Source organism: Lentzea sp. NPDC060358 (assembly GCF_042725365.1).
Lineage (GTDB): Bacteria > Actinomycetota > Actinomycetes > Mycobacteriales > Pseudonocardiaceae > Lentzea.
Genome location: NZ_JBHXCW010000203.1, coordinates 1 through 14,047 on the forward strand (window position 1 = coordinate 1; position 14,047 = coordinate 14,047).

Genomic DNA, 14,047 nt, shown 5'->3' on the forward strand with positions numbered 1-14,047 from the left:
CTCGCGAGGCCCGCGAGCCCCCGGACGTGCTGGCTACTTGCAGTAGTCGAACGCGTAGTCGTCGCCGTCCGGACCCACGAGGAGCCGGTCGCGCAACGTCGTGATGGCCGGGGTGTCCCGGTCGCTGCACACGTCCGCGAACGTGCCGCGCAGGTCATCGGTGTACTCGATGTCCATCACGTTCTTGTCGTAGGCGTCGCTGTAGTCGGAGCACTCCGACCAGCGGTGGCACTCCTCCGACACCGCGAAGTCGAAACCGACCTGGTTCTTCGCCTGCTCCGCCTGCTCCGCGGAGTTCTTCTGGCCGATCGCGAGGTTCTTGCCGTGCGCCCGGTCCGCGAGGAGCTTGGCGTAGGCGAGGTTGTTGCTCACGGTCAGCTTGCCGCGGGAGCGCAGGTAGGAGTCGAGGTTGTCGACCTCGACGGCCTTGAAGCCCTTGCTGGCGCACAGGTCGATCGTGCTGCCGATGATCCCGGCGAGCTCCGTGCGCTTGGCGGCCGTGGACGTGTCGAGCAGGAACTCGTCACGCCACTTCGGGTCGATGATCGGGTTGCCGGACGAGTCCTTCAGGATGAGGTGCTTGCGCTGGTTCAGCCAGACGTTCTTGTCGCCGGGCTGGGTCTGGAAACCGTTGACGTAGCAGATGTTGTAGACGCCCGCCGCCGGGGTGGCGGTGCTGTCGCGGGTCACCAGGGTGACGCCGCTGGGCGGGGTGTAGGCCTCACCCAGCTGGTAGTCGAGCGCGCCGCTCGTGGGCGGCAGTTCGACGGCCGCCTGGCTGGTCGTCGCCAGCGGGCCGGCCATGCAGGCCAGGGCCAGCGCGGTGCCGGTGAGGGCGCGGGCAGGGAAGGTCATGTGCGCCGAACTCCTTGATCGCTCAGAAGTGGTGATCGGGTCTGAGCGACCGTACCGGTAGGAGTCCTCATGAGGCCAGCAAACAATCTCATTCGGTCAGAATGCTTGCTTGTTTGAGCGATTCCAGCTTAGTGTCCCCGACCACACCCCACCACCGAGGGAGTCGACATGGGCACAGGGCTGAGTCGCCGCGCGGTGCTGACGATGGGCGCCGCGCTCCTGATGACGGCGGCGTGCGGAACGGGCTCCGGCGGCAACGGCAAGATCAAGGTCTGGCACGGCTACACCGACGTCGAGGCGACGGCGCTGGGCAAACTCGCCGAACGGTGGAACGGCCAGCACCCCGGGCAGCAGGTCGAGCTGGTCTTCAACGGCGGCAACGACAACGTGCTGCAGAAGACGCTGGCCTCGTTCGCCTCCGGCAACCCGCCGGAGGTCGCCTACCAGTACGGCTCCTCGCTCACCGGGCTCGTCGGCCGGCCGCAGACGCAGGACCTGACCGAACCGGTCAAGGGCGACGCCGCCTTCCAGTGGGACGACCTCTTCGCCGCCGGGCGCGAGGCCGCGACGGTGGACGGCAAGGTCTACGGCATCCCCGCGCTCGTCGACAACCTCTCCATGGTCTACAACAAGAAGCTCTTCGACGATGCCGGGATCGCGCACCCCACCCCGGAGTGGACGTGGGACGACTTCCGGTCGGCCGCGAAGAAGCTCACCGGCGACGGGCGCTACGGCTGGGCCTACGTCAACGACGGCACCGAGGACACCGTCTGGCGCTTCCTCGCGCTGCTCTGGCAGGCGGGCGGCGACCTGCTCTCGAGCGACGGCAAGAAGGCCGCGTTCGCCTCCGACGCCGGGCGGCAGGCCATGCAGCTGTTGCGGGACATGTCCGTCACGGACAAGTCCGTCTACCTCGACGCGGGCGACCAGCAGTACCTCAACCTCTTCAACTCCGGCCGCGTCGGCATGCTCTGGACCGGGCCGTGGGACCTCGGCGTGATCAACGGGGACGTCTCCTACGGCGTGCAGGTCCTGCCCGGCAAGGTGACCCACGCGACGATCGCGGGCCCGGACACGTTCGTCGTCTTCGGCGACAACGGGCGCACGAACGCGCTGCCGTTCCTGAAGTGGCTGCTGTCGGCGGAGATCCACCTCGAGTTCGCGATGGAGACCGGTCACCTGCCGATCCGGCAGTCGGAGATCGCCCTGCCGAAGTACGCCGAGTACGAGGAGAAGTACCCCGGCGCCAAGGTGTTCGTGGAGAACCTCGAGAAGAACGTCACGAAGTCGCGGCCGAACATCCCGCAGTACCCCAAGATCTCGCAGGTGCTCGGCACCGCCGTGCAGTCGGTCCTGCTCGGCCAGGCCGAACCGCAGGCCGCGCTCGCGCAGGCGGCGACCGAGGTCGACCGGGAGCTGGCGGGGTCATGACCGCCGACCGGCGCAAGCTCGCCGACCACGCCGCCGGGTGGGGGTTCGCGGCACCGGCCGTGGTCCTCATCGGCGTGTTCGGACTGGTCCCGGTGGTCTGGTCGTTCGTGCTCTCCCTGCAGCACACCGACCTCACCTCGCCGGGGACGTTCGCGGGCGGCGACAACTACGCCAAGCTCGTCGCCGACCCGCTCTTCTGGGACGCGGCCCGGCGCACGCTCGTCTACGTCGTGCTGTTCGTGCCGGTCACCCTCGCGCTCGCGCTGCCCGTCGCGGTGCTGCTCAACCAGAAGATCCGCGGCGTCGTGCTCTACCGGCTCGCCGTGTCGGTGCCGCTGGTGACCTCGACGGTCGCGACCGGCATCATGTTCAGCTGGCTCGCCAACCCGCAGTTCGGTCTCGTCAACGCCGCGCTGGACGCGGTGGGGCTGCCGAAGCAGGGCTTCTTCACCGATCCGGGCCAGGCGCTGTTCGCCGTGGTCGCGATGACGGTGTGGGGCTGGCTCGGGTTCGCCGTCATCATCTACCTGGCCGCGCTGCAGAACGTGCCGAAGGACCTGCTCGAGGCGTCCTCGCTGGACGGCTGCGGCCGCGCCGGGTCGTTCTGGCACGTCGAGCTGCCGCTGGTCTCGCCCGCGACCGGGTTCATGCTGGTGTGGCTCACGATCAACGGCCTGCAGCTCTTCGACGCCGTCTACGTGACGACCAAGGGCGGGCCGCTCCGCGCGACCACCGTGCTCGTCTACCACCTCTACAACGAGGCGTTCGTGAGCTTCGACGGCGGCTACGCGGCCGCCATCGGCTGCGCGGTGTTCCTGGTGATCGGCGCGTTCACCCTCGCCCAGCTGCGGTTCAACCGCCGCACGTCCCACTACGAGGCGCGATGACCCGGCCCAGCGCGGTGCACCTGATCCTCTTCCCGCTGTCGCTGGTGATGGTGACACCGCTGGTGTGGATGGTCCTGGTGTCGATCTCCACCAAGGAGGAGTCGCGGCGCTTCCCGCCCGGCCTGCCGAGCGGGATCGAGTGGGAGAACTACGCCGCCGCGCTCAACGACGCGCCGCTGGGCTCGTGGCTGGGCAACAGCTTCGTGGTCTCCGTCGTCTGCGTCGCCGGCAACCTCGTGCTGTGCTCGCTGGCCGGCTACGCGTTCGCGCGCATCCGGTTCATCGGGAGCAGGATCGCGTTCGTGCTGATGCTCGCGACGCTCATGGTGCCGTTCCAGATCGTCATGCTGCCGCTGCTGATCATGATGCGGCAGCTGGGGCTCGTCGACACCCTCGGCGCCCTGATCGCGCCGAACCTCGCCACGGCGTTCGGGGTGTTCCTGATGCGGCAGTTCTTCACCACGCTGCCGCGCGAGCTGGAGGAGGCCGCGCGGATCGACGGCGCGAGCAGGCTGCGGACGCTGTTCCAGGTGCTGCTGCCGTTGATGCGGCCCACCCTGGCGACCCTGGCCGTGCTCACGTTCCTGCAGACGTGGAACGACTTCCTGTGGCCGCTCATCGCCGTGCAGAGCCCCGGTGTGATGACCGTCCAGATCGGACTGCAGAGCTTCCAGGGCGCCCACACCACCAACTGGCCGAAGCTCATGGCCGGTACCGTGCTGAGCCAGCTGCCCGTCCTGCTCGTCTTCTTCTTCGCCCAGCGGTTCTTCGTGCGGTCGGTGGCCGCGGCGGGCATCAAGTGACGGAACAACGTGAGGATTGCGCCATGCCGACCAGGTCCGCCGCGGAGCTGCACACCACCGCCGAGATCGCCTCCCAGCCCGCCTGCTGGCGCCGGGCGATCGCGCTCGCCGCCGAACCCGGCACCACGGCCGCGCTGCCCGCACCGGGCGAACGCGTCGCGGTGCTCGGCTGCGGCACGTCGTGGTTCATGGCCCAGGCCTACGCCCGCCGCCGCGAGGACGAGGGCCTGGGGGAGACCGACGCGTTCGCCGCGTCCGAGTTCCCCTTCGGCCGCCGCTACGACCGCGTGGTGGCGCTGACCAGGTCCGGCACCACCACCGAGGTGGTCGACGTGCTGCGCCGGCTGCGCTCGCACGTCCCCACCACGGCCGTTGTCGGCGCTCCCGGCACGCCCGTGACGGAGCTGGCCGACCAGGTCGTCGCGCTGCCGTTCGCCGACGAGCGCTCGGTGGTGCAGACGCGGTTCGCCACCTCCGCACTCGTGCTGCTGCGCGCCCACCTCGGCGAACGGCTCGACCGCGCGGTCCTCGACGCGGAGCAGGCGCTGACCGAACCGCTGCCCGCGGGCCTGGTGGAGCGCACCCAGTTCACGTTCCTCGGCGGCGCGCCCTGGACCACCGGCCTCGCGGCCGAGGCGGCGCTCAAAATGCGCGAGGCGTCGCTGAGCTGGACCGAGTCCTACCCGGCCACCGAGTACCGGCACGGCCCGGTCGCGATCACCGACGAGGGCTCGCTGGTGTGGGTGTTCGGCGCGGCGCCGGAAGGGCTCCGGGACGACGTCGCCGCGGCCGGTGGCCGGTGGCTCGCCCGCGACCGCGACCCGCTGGCCGAGCTCGTCTCCGTGCACCGCCTCGCCGTGGAGGTGGCGCTGCTGCGGGGCCTCGACCCGGACACCCCGCGCAACCTCACCCGTTCCGTGATCCTGGAAGGCTGATCGATGTTCACCATCGCGTTCGTGGGCGCGGGTTCCGTCGAGTTCACCCGCCAGCTGCTCCGCGACATCACGTCGTTCCCGGAGCTGGCCGATGTCGAGTTCTCGTTGCACGACATCGACTCCGAACGGCTGGAGGTCGCGGCCGGCCTGGCGCGCCTCATCGCGCCGTCGGCACGCGTGCGGACATCGTCGGTGCGGCGGGAGGCGCTGGAGGGCGCGGACGTCGTGGTGAACATGGTCGCGATCGGCGGCCACGAGGCGACGCTGCGGGACTTCGACGTGCCGGAGTCGTTCGGCCTGCGCCAGACCATCGGCGACACGCTCGGCATCGGCGGGATCTTCCGCGGGCTGCGCACGTTCCCGTTCCTGGACGGGCTCGCGGCGGACGTGCTCGCCGTGTGCCCGGACGCGTGGCTGCTGAACTACACCAACCCGATGGCGATGAACATCCAGTACCTGGCCACCGTGGCGCCGCGGGTGAAGGCGGTCGGGCTGTGCCACTCGGTGCACTGGACGGTCCACGACCTGAGCGCACTGGTCGGCGTGCCGCACGACGAGGTCGACTTCCTGTCGGCCGGCGTCAACCACCAGGCGTGGATCCTGCGCTGGGAGCACGAGGGCCGGTCGCTGTACCCCGCCCTGGACGCGGCCATCGAGGCGTCGCCGGAGCTGGCGCGGCGCGTGCGGGTCGACATGTACCGCCGGCTCGGCTTCTACCCCACGGAGACGAGCGAGCACTCGTCGGAGTACGTGCCGTGGTACCTGGGGCACCGGTCCGAAGTGGACCGGCTGCGCATCCCGGTGCGCGACTACGCCACGATCAGCGCGGAGAACGTCGCCACGTACGAGAAGACGCGCGACGCGCTGGCGTCGGGGGACGCGTTGCCCCCGCTGGAGGACGAGGCCGTCGAGTACGCGCCGCAGGTGATCCACAGCCTGGTCACCGGGCAGCGGCGCACGATCCAGGTGAACGTCGCGAACCACGGCCTGATCTCCAACCTGCCCGCGGGCATGGCCGTGGAGGTCCCGGCGACGCTCGACCGGTTCGGCGTGCACCCGCACGCCGTCGGTGCGCTGCCGCGGCAGCTGGCCGCGCTGAACCGGAGCTTCCTGAACGTGGTCGACCTGACGGTGGCCGCGGTGGTCGAGGGCGACCCCGCCCACGTGCGGCACGCGGCGCTGTGCGACCCGGCCACCGCCGCCGCGCTCACCGCCGGCCAGATCTCCGAGCTGGTCGTCGCGATGACGGCCGCGCACGGCGACCTGCTGCCGGCTTCGGTGCGATAACGCTCAGCCGGTTGCGTGGTTGTCCCGTAATTCGTGCCAAACCAAGCACCATTCCTGCGTTATGGTGATCGGATGCGTCAAGAGCAGCGACTGGCTGCCATCCTCGGCAAGCTCGCGGACGCGGGCTCGGTGTCCGTGACCGGGCTCGCGGAGGACCTGGGCACCTCCGTCGCGTCGATCCGGCGCGACCTGCAGTCGCTGGAAGAGCAGAAGCTGCTCAAGCGCACGCACGGTGGCGCGGTGGCCGTCGAGGTCATCTACGAGCTGCCGCTGCGCTACCGGGTCGGCCGCCGGGAGGAGAAGCGCCAGATCGCCGAGGCGGCCGCGCGGCTCGTGACCGAGTCGGTCCACTCCGTCGGCCTCAACGGCGGCACGACCACCACCGAGCTGGCCCGCCTGCTGGCGGGCACGAGGTCGCTGAAGGTCGTGACGAACGCGCTGAACATCGCCTCGGACCTGTGCCCGCGCCCGACGATCGACCTGGTCGTCACCGGCGGCGGCGTGCGCCCGGAGAGCTACGAGCTGGTGGGCCCCATCGCGGACCGGGCGCTGGCCGGCATCAGCCTGGACCTGGTGTTCCTCGGCGTGGACGGCATCGACGCGCGCGGCGGCATCACCACGCACGACGAGGTCGAGGCGCACACCGACAACTGCCTGCTGCGCACGGCCGACCGCGTGGTGGTGCTGGCCGACGGGTCGAAGGTGGGCAAGCGGGCGTTCTCCCGGATCGCCGCCATCACCGAGGTGCACGTGGTCATCACGGACGCGTCGGCTCCGGCGCAGGAGCTCGAGAAGCTGCGCGCGGCGGGCCTGGAGGTCGTGGTCGCGTGAGGCGGGCCGGCGCTCAGAGCGCCACCTGCCCGCGCACCCCGATCACCGTGTCGCCGCCGACCCAGATCTCCCCGTCGTCCTGCGCCAGGTGCACCCGGCCCCGCCGCCCGAGCACCGTTCCCTGCGCCGCGACGTAGGACGGGGTCGCGAGCCCGGCCGGGATCAGCCACTGCGCGAAGGCGGCGTTGAGGCTGCCGGTGACCGGGTCCTCGTAGAACCGGCCGCCCTCGTCCACGAAGGCCCGCACCTCGAACGCCGCGTCGCCGCCCTCCCGGTGCGGCCCGGCCACGCCGACGCTCGTGAACCCGCCGAACCGGGCGAAGTCCGGCTTGACGGCGAGCACGGCCTCGGCCGAGGCGAGCAGCACCGCCACCCACCCCGGGCCGTTGTCCGCCCAGCGCGCGTCCACGACGTCCTCCGGCCTGACCCGCAACGCGGTGGCGAGCGCGAGCAGCTCCGACAACGTGACCGGGCCGCTGCGCACGAGCGGCGGCGCGGCGAACGCGAGACGGGAGCCGTCCTCCCGCACGGTCACGAGGCCGGCGCCGCACTCCTGCACCACCCGGCCGGGGACGCGGGGCTCGCCACCGGCGGCCAGCCAGGCGCGGGCCGACCCGAGCGTGGGGTGGCCCGCGAAGGGCAGCTCGCGGCTGATCGTGAAGATCCGCAGCCGGTAGTCGGCCCCTGGCGAGGCGGGGGAGAGCAGGTAGGTCGTCTCGGCGAGGTTGGTCCAGCGGGCGAACGCCGCCATCTCGGCGTCCGAGAGGCCGTCCGCGTCGTGCACCACCGCGACCGGGTTGCCGTACAGGAACTCGTCGGTGAACACGTCGACCTGGCTGAATCCGCGCACCGCGCCAGCCTAGCCAGAGCCGGCCGCTGCTTTCGGCCACCTTCACCGCCTCCGCACGGGTGCGGGCGCCGGTCTTGCCGATCGCGGAGCTCAGGTGGTTGCGCCCGCGCAGCGCAGCGACCCGGACGACGCCGTCACAGCACCGGGGCGATGTGATCAGGTCGATCGGCCCTCTCCAGTTCGGCGGGCGGCGCTTACGGTGGTGGGGTGACGACCACGTCTGAGGCCGTGAGCCCGGCGGACGAACGCATCCGGCGCCTGGAGGCCCGGCTGGTCCGCGAGCACGTCGAGGTCCCGCCGAGCCTGGTGCACGAGTGGATCGAACGCGCGCGGGCGCGGTTCGGCGGCGCCAGAGTGCAGGAGTACGTGCCGTTGCTCGTGGCACGGGCGGTGCGGGCGTCCGCGCGCGACTTCCGCGCCGAGGTGCCCGAGATGACCGGGACGTACCTCACGAGCTGGGCGCGCAACACCGCCCGGCGGCTCCTCGCGGACGAGCTGCCCCGCCGGTGGGCCCACACGGCCGGGGTGGCCCGCCGCGCCGGGCACGTGGCGCGGGTGCTGCCGCCCGAGGACCGCGAGCTGCTCGTCGCCGCGGCCTGGCTGCACGACATCGGGTACGCCGCGGAGGTGAGGGACACCGGCCTGCACTCCCTCGACGGCGCCCGCTACCTGCGCCGGGCCGGAGTCTCCGAACGCATCTGCTCGCTCGTGGCGCACCACTCCGGCGCGGCGGCCGTCGCGGAGCTCGTCGGGCTCGCCGACGCGCTCGCGGAGTTCGGCGACCACCGCGGCCGGCTGCGCGACGCGCTCTGGTACTCCGACATGTCCACCGGTCCCGACGGGCAGCCCACGACGGTGCAGGGCCGGCTCGCCGAGATCCGGCAGCGGCGCGGCCCGGAGGACCCGGTCGTGCGCGCCCTCGCGGTGAACGGCGACGAGCGGCTGGCGGCGGTCCGGCGGACGCACCGGCTGCTGCGCCGCGCGGCCTGACCGCGCAGGTCTGACCGCGCAGGTCTGGCGGCGCAGTTCTGACGGCGCGTGGCCTGACGGCGCGTGGCCTGGCGGCGCGTGGTCTGGTGTCGCGTGCCTGCCGCGCGGCCTGACCGCGCAGTTCTGACGGCGCGTGGCCTGGCGGCGTGCGATCGGCGGCCGGTGGTCTGGTGGCGTGCGGTCTGGCGGCGCGTGGCCTGGCGGCGCGTGGCCTGACCGCGGAGTCCCGGCTGCGTAGTTCTGCGGATGCCCCCGAGGCGGTCCCCGGTGCGAGAGTGGCGGGGTGGACGAGACGGGGGCTCGGCGCTGGTGGCTGCGGATCGCACTGGCGGGGATCACGGGCGCGGTCATGGCGCCGGTGGGGACCGGCGCGATGGTCGCCGGCCTGTTCGTGGGCACGGCCGGCCTCGCCGCCATGGGGCTCCTCGCCGGTGTGCTCTTCGTGGTGCTGCTGGCCTTCGTGGCCCGGGTGGCGCCCGACGAGTCGTGGTTCGGCGGCGGCGGGGGCGGGCGGGTGTGCTGGGCGGTGCTCGTCGCGGGCGCCGGCACCGCGCTGTGGCTGCTGGGCTGGTCGGTCAGCGACGCCGCCCGGCTCGGCCTCAGCGAGTCGGCGGTGCTCTGGGCACCCATGACCGCCCTGCTCTTCGCCCTGGTGGCGGGCACCCTGCTGCGCCGGTGGTACCTGGCGCTCGGATCGCTCGCCGCGCTGACCGTCGCCGGTCTGGTGCTGCTCAGGGCGCTCGCCGTCACTTTGCCTTCCGACGTGGAGCGACGGGCAGGGGGAGTCGACCTCGACTCGCTCCTGGTCGCCTCCGTGCCCGGCTACGCCGTGGTGCCCGACCAGCTGTCGTGGCAGCTGGTGCCGCTCGACGTGGACCCGCGCACCAGCCCGCCGTCGCCGTACGTGCAGCTGTACCCGGTGCAGGACGAGCCGGACTGCCAGGTCGACCAGTACCAGACGACGTACCCGAGCGGCCCGTCGTGCGAGGTCGAGCGGCCCGGCCTGTTCTTCGTGCAGGGCCCGGACAGCAACGCCTACGTCCTCCGGGTCGACGGCCGGCGGCTGGTGCTCGTCGCACCCAAGGCGTTCGACCGCGCGGTGCTGCGGGACGCGCTGCTCGGCGCCCGTGCCACCGAGCCCGCCGGGTCGTTCACCGCGACCGTGCCCGCTTACACGGCGACGTCGGTCTCCCCGCAGGGTACCGTCTTCACCCCGGACGACCGGAGACTGCTGCCCGGCGCGCGCAGGATCGAGTTCTCCACCCGCACCGCGTTCGACGGCCAGTGCACCTACGGCGCGCTGGAGTGCGTGGTCGAGTCGCCTTCGGTGCGCTACGAGCGCTTCGAGGACGTCCACGCGGTCGTGCGGGCGGTGGACGGCAGGGAGGTCACCGTGCTCGGGGGCCTGGCGGTCGGCCGGGACGTGCTGCGCACCGCCGCGCTGGCCGCGCACCGGCCCTCCGACGACGAGCTGCGGGACATGCTGCCGGCCGAGCGGGCGTCGGGGCCCGACCGGTCCCCGCTGGGGCTCGCGCGGGAGGTGGCCCGCACCCTCTTCGGGTGACGGCGAAGCAGCATTCGCCCGCTGCCGGGGAGGTGACGTGACGGGCTCGTTCTGGTGGGACCTGGCGATCGGCGTCGCCGCGGCCCTCGTGGTTGCGTGGGCGGTGCTGGTCGTCGCGCTGGTCGTCGTCCGGCCGCGCGGCGGGCTGCTGCGCGAGGCGCTGCGGCTGCTGCCCGACGTGCTGCGGCTGGTCCGCCGCCTCGCCGCGGACCGGACGCTGCCGCGCGGGGTCCGCACCCGGCTCTGGCTGCTGCTCGCCTACCTGGCCCTGCCGGTCGACCTCGTGCCCGACTTCATCCCGGTGCTCGGCCATGCCGACGACGCGATCATCGCGACGGCGGTGCTGCGCTCGGTGGTGCGGCGGGCGGGACTCGACGCGGTCCGGGCGCACTGGCCGGGGACCGGCGACGGGTTCGAGGCGGTCGTGCGGCTCACCGGTCTGCGCCGCTGACCGGCGGGCCGGGCCTGCGGGCGACGAGCCGTTCCACCACACCGAGCGTGAAGCGCTCCCGCTCCTCCACCTCCAGGCCGCGCGCCTGGACCATCGGCAGCGGGCGGCGCAGGAAGTGCTCGCCCGCCAGCGGGACCGTGCCCCGCTCCAGCAGCCACTGCACGCCGCGCGCCACGCGGGACGAGCTCGCGACGTGGTCGACCAGGACGAGCCGCCCGCCCGGCCGCAGCACGCGGACCATCTCGTCCAGCGCGGTCCCGTGGTCGGGGATGGCGCACAGCCCCAGCGTGCACACGACCGTGTCGAAGGACGCGTCCGCGAACGGCAGGGCGTGCGCGGTGCCCTGCCGCAGCACCACCTCGCGGCCGAGCTCGCGGGCCCTGGACCGGGCGAGGCCGAGCATCTCGTCGCTGACGTCGAGCCCGGTGAGGGCCACCCCGGCGGGGTAGTGCGGCAGGTTGAGGCCCGTGCCGACGGCGACCTCGAGGACCTCCCCGCTCGCCCGCGAGCACGCCCACCGGCGGGAGTCGCCGAAGAGCCGCCGGTCCAGGACACCGATCTCCCGGTCGTAGCTGCCGGCCTTGCGGTCCCAGTACCGCTGCCACCGGACGGTCCTGTCCATCCCCACCCCCTCGGTCGTCTCCAGGGAACACGATCGCGGCGTTCATCGCATCGCGTCACGGCGTTCACCCGGCCGGGTGCACCTGCCGCCGAGAACGGGGGAACGCGGGATCTCGCGGATTACTGTTGCGCGCCATGGTGTTCGGCAGAGTGGTGAGCGCGGTCGCGGCCGTGCTCGTGGTCGTCGCGGGGCTGGTCCCGCCCGCCCACGCGGTGGTGCGGCAGCCGTTGCTGCCCGACCTGCGGCAGGCGCCGGTCGGGTGCCCCGGCGGGTACGGCGGCGATCCGGCGCTCTGCCGCGACTGGGACGTCTGCATGGTCACCGACGCCGGGAACCCCAGCGGCGAGTGCGTGACGTCCGGTGCGATCAGGTCGGTGCGGCTGCGGTTCACCACCGCCGAGGACAACGTCGGCGAGGGCCCGCTGCTGATCTACGGCCGCCGGTCGCGCCCCGGTGGCGCCGGGATGGAGGTGCGCCAGGGTTTCCAGAACGGCCGGGGCGCGCCGATCCCCGCCACGTTCGCCGACGCCACCCGCGCCACCGGCACCTCGATGTACTACGAACCGGCGCAGGCGCACCGGCACTGGCACCTGATGGACTTCGCGCGGATGCAGCTGCGCACACCCGGCGGCCGGACGGTGGTGGCCGACCGCAAGAACGGGTTCTGCCTCGGCGACCGCTACCGCACCGCCGACGCCGCCTCCCTGCCCGGCGCGCAGCGCGACCCCGCGAGCCCCGAGGGGCAGCTGGCCACGCGGCTCGGGCAGAACCGCTGCGGTCGCGACGATCCCGCCGCGACCGAGATGGCCGAGGGCATCTCCGTCGGCAGCGGCGACGACTACCGCTTCCAGGTCGACTTCCAGTGGCTCGACCTGACCGACGTCGCGTCCGGCACCTACGACGTGGTCACGACCGTCAACTCCGACCGCATGCTCGTGGAATCGCGCTACGACAACAACTCCTCGTCCATCTCGATCTCCGTCCAGTGGCCGGGCGGCGCCCGGCGCAGGCCGGCGGTGATCACCGAGGCGCCCGCCGTGACGCTGCTGCGCAGCTGCCCCGGCCGGGAGAGCTGCGCCGGTGCGCTCACGCCGGGCGGGCGCGCGTTCGCCCGCCCGCAGGGGCCGGTCGCGGTCACGCCCCGGTGCGGATCGACCGCTCCGCGGGAGAGCTGTTGTTGTTGCTGCGCGGGCGAACCGCCCACAGCGGTCCGAGGAAGAGCAGCAGCAGTCCGGTGATCGGCCACAGCGCGGCGGCGATGTGCTGCCACACCGTCAGTTCCGCGAGGTCCTCCGGCACTTCCGGCACACCGAGCAGCGCGAACCACCGCACCGTGAACACCACGGCCAGCACGACCACCACGGCTGCCGGCCCGGCCGATCGCTGCTGAGACGCCCGCACCGCCAGCCAGACGAGCAGCGGGAGCACCCACACCCAGTGGTGCTCCCAGCTCACCGGCGACACGAGCAGGCTGGTGAGCGCGGCGGCCGAGAACCCGAGGAAGTCCGAGCCGCGCCGGTGCAGCACGCGGGCCACGGCGAGCCCGGCCAGCGCCACGGCCGCGAGCACGACGAGCCACCACCGGTCGAAGCCGACGGTGCCGAGCGCCCGTGCCATCGCACCCGACAACGACTGGTTCGGCGTCACGAACACGTCCGCCACCCGCGACGACTCGAGCACCAGCCCGCCCCAGTACTCCCGCGAGTCGCCCGGCGCGACGGCGGCACCGGCCGCGACCGTGCCGAGGAACGCGAGCGCCGCCGTCCGGGCCGCCGCCCACTGCCGCGTCACCAGCAGGTAGGCGAGGAAGATCAGCGGGGTCACCTTGAGCCCCGCCGCGATCCCGATGCCGGCACCGCGCCACCGGCCCGCGCCGGGGCGGAAGTCCAGCAGCACCAGCAGGAGCAGGAACGCGTTGATCTGCCCGGCGATCAGCTGCACGCGCACCGGCAGCAGCAACGACACGAGCACGAGCCCTCCCACCGCGAGCGCCCCGCGCACCCGGCGGTCGCGCACGCCCGCGATCCCGAGCGTCAGCCACACCACCGCGCCCAGCGCGACGAGCGACGCGGCGTTCCACACGAGGGAAGCCGGTCCGATCGGCAGGAACGACAGGGGAGCGAAGACCACGATCGCGGCGAGCGGCGGGTAGGTGTAGGACATCGGCCCGTAGAGCGGGGACAGCACGGTCAGGTCGTAGAGCGACTGGCCGTCGCGCACCGCCTGCCCGCTCGCGAGGTAGACCCGCAGGTCCACCGTCCAGCGCAGGCTCCAGTACGGGTCGGCGGTGCAGACGGCGTGCGCGACCAGCGCCACGACCACGGCGGTGAGGACCACCGCCGCCGTCAGGAGTGTTCGCGCTCGGGCGTCGGTGCGGGGAGCGGCCATCGGCGTGCACCTCTCGTGCGGAGGGGAGAAGTGGCGGCAGCCGGAGGGTCTCGGGATCGGCTCGAGCGCGGCTCACGCGCGAAGCTCGACAGGCCGCGAGCCGCTGCGGGTGAACGACGAAGGCCTCCGGTGGTGCACCGGAAACCGCTGCAC

At 72.8% G+C, this 14,047-nt stretch carries 14 protein-coding genes; 10 read left to right on the plus strand and 4 right to left on the minus strand.

Annotated elements, in window-relative coordinates; translation table 11 throughout:
• Positions 1 to 33: 33 nt before the first annotated feature.
• Entirely contained in the window at positions 34 to 855 is an 822-nt protein-coding gene (locus tag ACFWGZ_RS31580) for an endo alpha-1,4 polygalactosaminidase (protein WP_382455238.1), read from the minus strand.
• Positions 856 to 1,023: 168 nt separating this feature from the next.
• Here ACFWGZ_RS31580 and ACFWGZ_RS31585 point away from each other — a divergent pair, with 168 nt between their 5' ends.
• The 6 genes from ACFWGZ_RS31585 (at position 1,024) to ACFWGZ_RS31610 (ending at position 7,029) form a co-directional block, all read left to right on the plus strand.
• Entirely contained in the window at positions 1,024 to 2,286 is a 1,263-nt protein-coding gene (locus ACFWGZ_RS31585; protein ID WP_382455239.1) for an ABC transporter substrate-binding protein, read from the plus strand.
• A complete protein-coding gene (locus ACFWGZ_RS31590) occupies positions 2,283 to 3,173 on the plus strand; it encodes a carbohydrate ABC transporter permease (RefSeq protein WP_382455240.1) in 891 nt (296 codons plus the stop codon). Before ACFWGZ_RS31585 ends, ACFWGZ_RS31590 begins: the two co-directional genes overlap by 4 nt.
• On the plus strand, positions 3,170 to 3,976 hold the full coding sequence (locus ACFWGZ_RS31595; RefSeq protein WP_382455241.1) for a carbohydrate ABC transporter permease: 807 nt from the start codon (positions 3,170 to 3,172) through the stop codon (positions 3,974 to 3,976). The genes ACFWGZ_RS31590 and ACFWGZ_RS31595 overlap by 4 nt, the downstream gene beginning before the upstream one ends.
• Positions 3,977 to 3,999: 23 nt before the next feature.
• The gene (locus ACFWGZ_RS31600) at positions 4,000 to 4,911 is read left to right on the plus strand and encodes an SIS domain-containing protein (protein WP_382455242.1); all 912 of its coding nucleotides are present in this window, start codon (positions 4,000 to 4,002) and stop codon (positions 4,909 to 4,911) included.
• A 3-nt stretch (positions 4,912 to 4,914) separates the two neighbouring features.
• Entirely contained in the window at positions 4,915 to 6,198 is a 1,284-nt protein-coding gene (melA, locus tag ACFWGZ_RS31605; protein ID WP_382455243.1) for an alpha-galactosidase, read from the plus strand.
• A gap of 72 nt (positions 6,199 to 6,270) precedes the next feature.
• Positions 6,271 to 7,029 (plus strand): DeoR/GlpR family DNA-binding transcription regulator, encoded by a 759-nt coding sequence (locus ACFWGZ_RS31610; protein ID WP_382455244.1) that lies wholly within the window; start codon positions 6,271 to 6,273, stop codon positions 7,027 to 7,029.
• Between the two features lie 13 nt (positions 7,030 to 7,042).
• On the opposite strand, the gene ACFWGZ_RS31615 is transcribed toward ACFWGZ_RS31610, so the two are convergent.
• On the minus strand, positions 7,043 to 7,879 hold the full coding sequence (locus tag ACFWGZ_RS31615) for a PhzF family phenazine biosynthesis protein (RefSeq protein WP_382455245.1): 837 nt from the start codon (positions 7,877 to 7,879) through the stop codon (positions 7,043 to 7,045).
• A gap of 207 nt (positions 7,880 to 8,086) precedes the next feature.
• Here ACFWGZ_RS31615 and ACFWGZ_RS31620 point away from each other — a divergent pair, with 207 nt between their 5' ends.
• The 3 genes from ACFWGZ_RS31620 (at position 8,087) to ACFWGZ_RS31630 (ending at position 10,884) form a co-directional block, all read left to right on the plus strand.
• Positions 8,087 to 8,869, plus strand: a complete 783-nt coding sequence (locus ACFWGZ_RS31620) for a three-helix bundle dimerization domain-containing protein (protein ID WP_382455246.1) — start codon at positions 8,087 to 8,089, stop codon at positions 8,867 to 8,869.
• A 283-nt stretch (positions 8,870 to 9,152) separates the two neighbouring features.
• Positions 9,153 to 10,433, plus strand: a complete 1,281-nt coding sequence (locus ACFWGZ_RS31625) for a hypothetical protein (RefSeq protein WP_382455247.1) — start codon at positions 9,153 to 9,155, stop codon at positions 10,431 to 10,433.
• Between the two features lie 37 nt (positions 10,434 to 10,470).
• Positions 10,471 to 10,884, plus strand: coding sequence for a YkvA family protein (locus tag ACFWGZ_RS31630; protein WP_382455248.1), 414 nt, complete (start codon positions 10,471 to 10,473; stop codon positions 10,882 to 10,884).
• On the opposite strand, the gene ACFWGZ_RS31635 is transcribed toward ACFWGZ_RS31630, so the two are convergent.
• A complete protein-coding gene (locus tag ACFWGZ_RS31635) occupies positions 10,865 to 11,506 on the minus strand; it encodes a class I SAM-dependent methyltransferase (protein ID WP_382455249.1) in 642 nt (213 codons plus the stop codon). The two genes, ACFWGZ_RS31630 and ACFWGZ_RS31635, sit on opposite strands and share 20 nt — an antisense overlap.
• A gap of 134 nt (positions 11,507 to 11,640) precedes the next feature.
• Between ACFWGZ_RS31635 and ACFWGZ_RS31640 the strand changes: the two genes are divergently transcribed.
• The gene (locus ACFWGZ_RS31640; protein ID WP_382455250.1) at positions 11,641 to 12,744 is read left to right on the plus strand and encodes a lysyl oxidase family protein; all 1,104 of its coding nucleotides are present in this window, start codon (positions 11,641 to 11,643) and stop codon (positions 12,742 to 12,744) included.
• On the opposite strand, the gene ACFWGZ_RS31645 is transcribed toward ACFWGZ_RS31640, so the two are convergent.
• Positions 12,641 to 13,894 (minus strand): glycosyltransferase 87 family protein, encoded by a 1,254-nt coding sequence (locus ACFWGZ_RS31645; RefSeq protein ID WP_382455251.1) that lies wholly within the window; start codon positions 13,892 to 13,894, stop codon positions 12,641 to 12,643. The two genes, ACFWGZ_RS31640 and ACFWGZ_RS31645, sit on opposite strands and share 104 nt — an antisense overlap.
• Positions 13,895 to 14,047 lie beyond the last annotated feature (153 nt).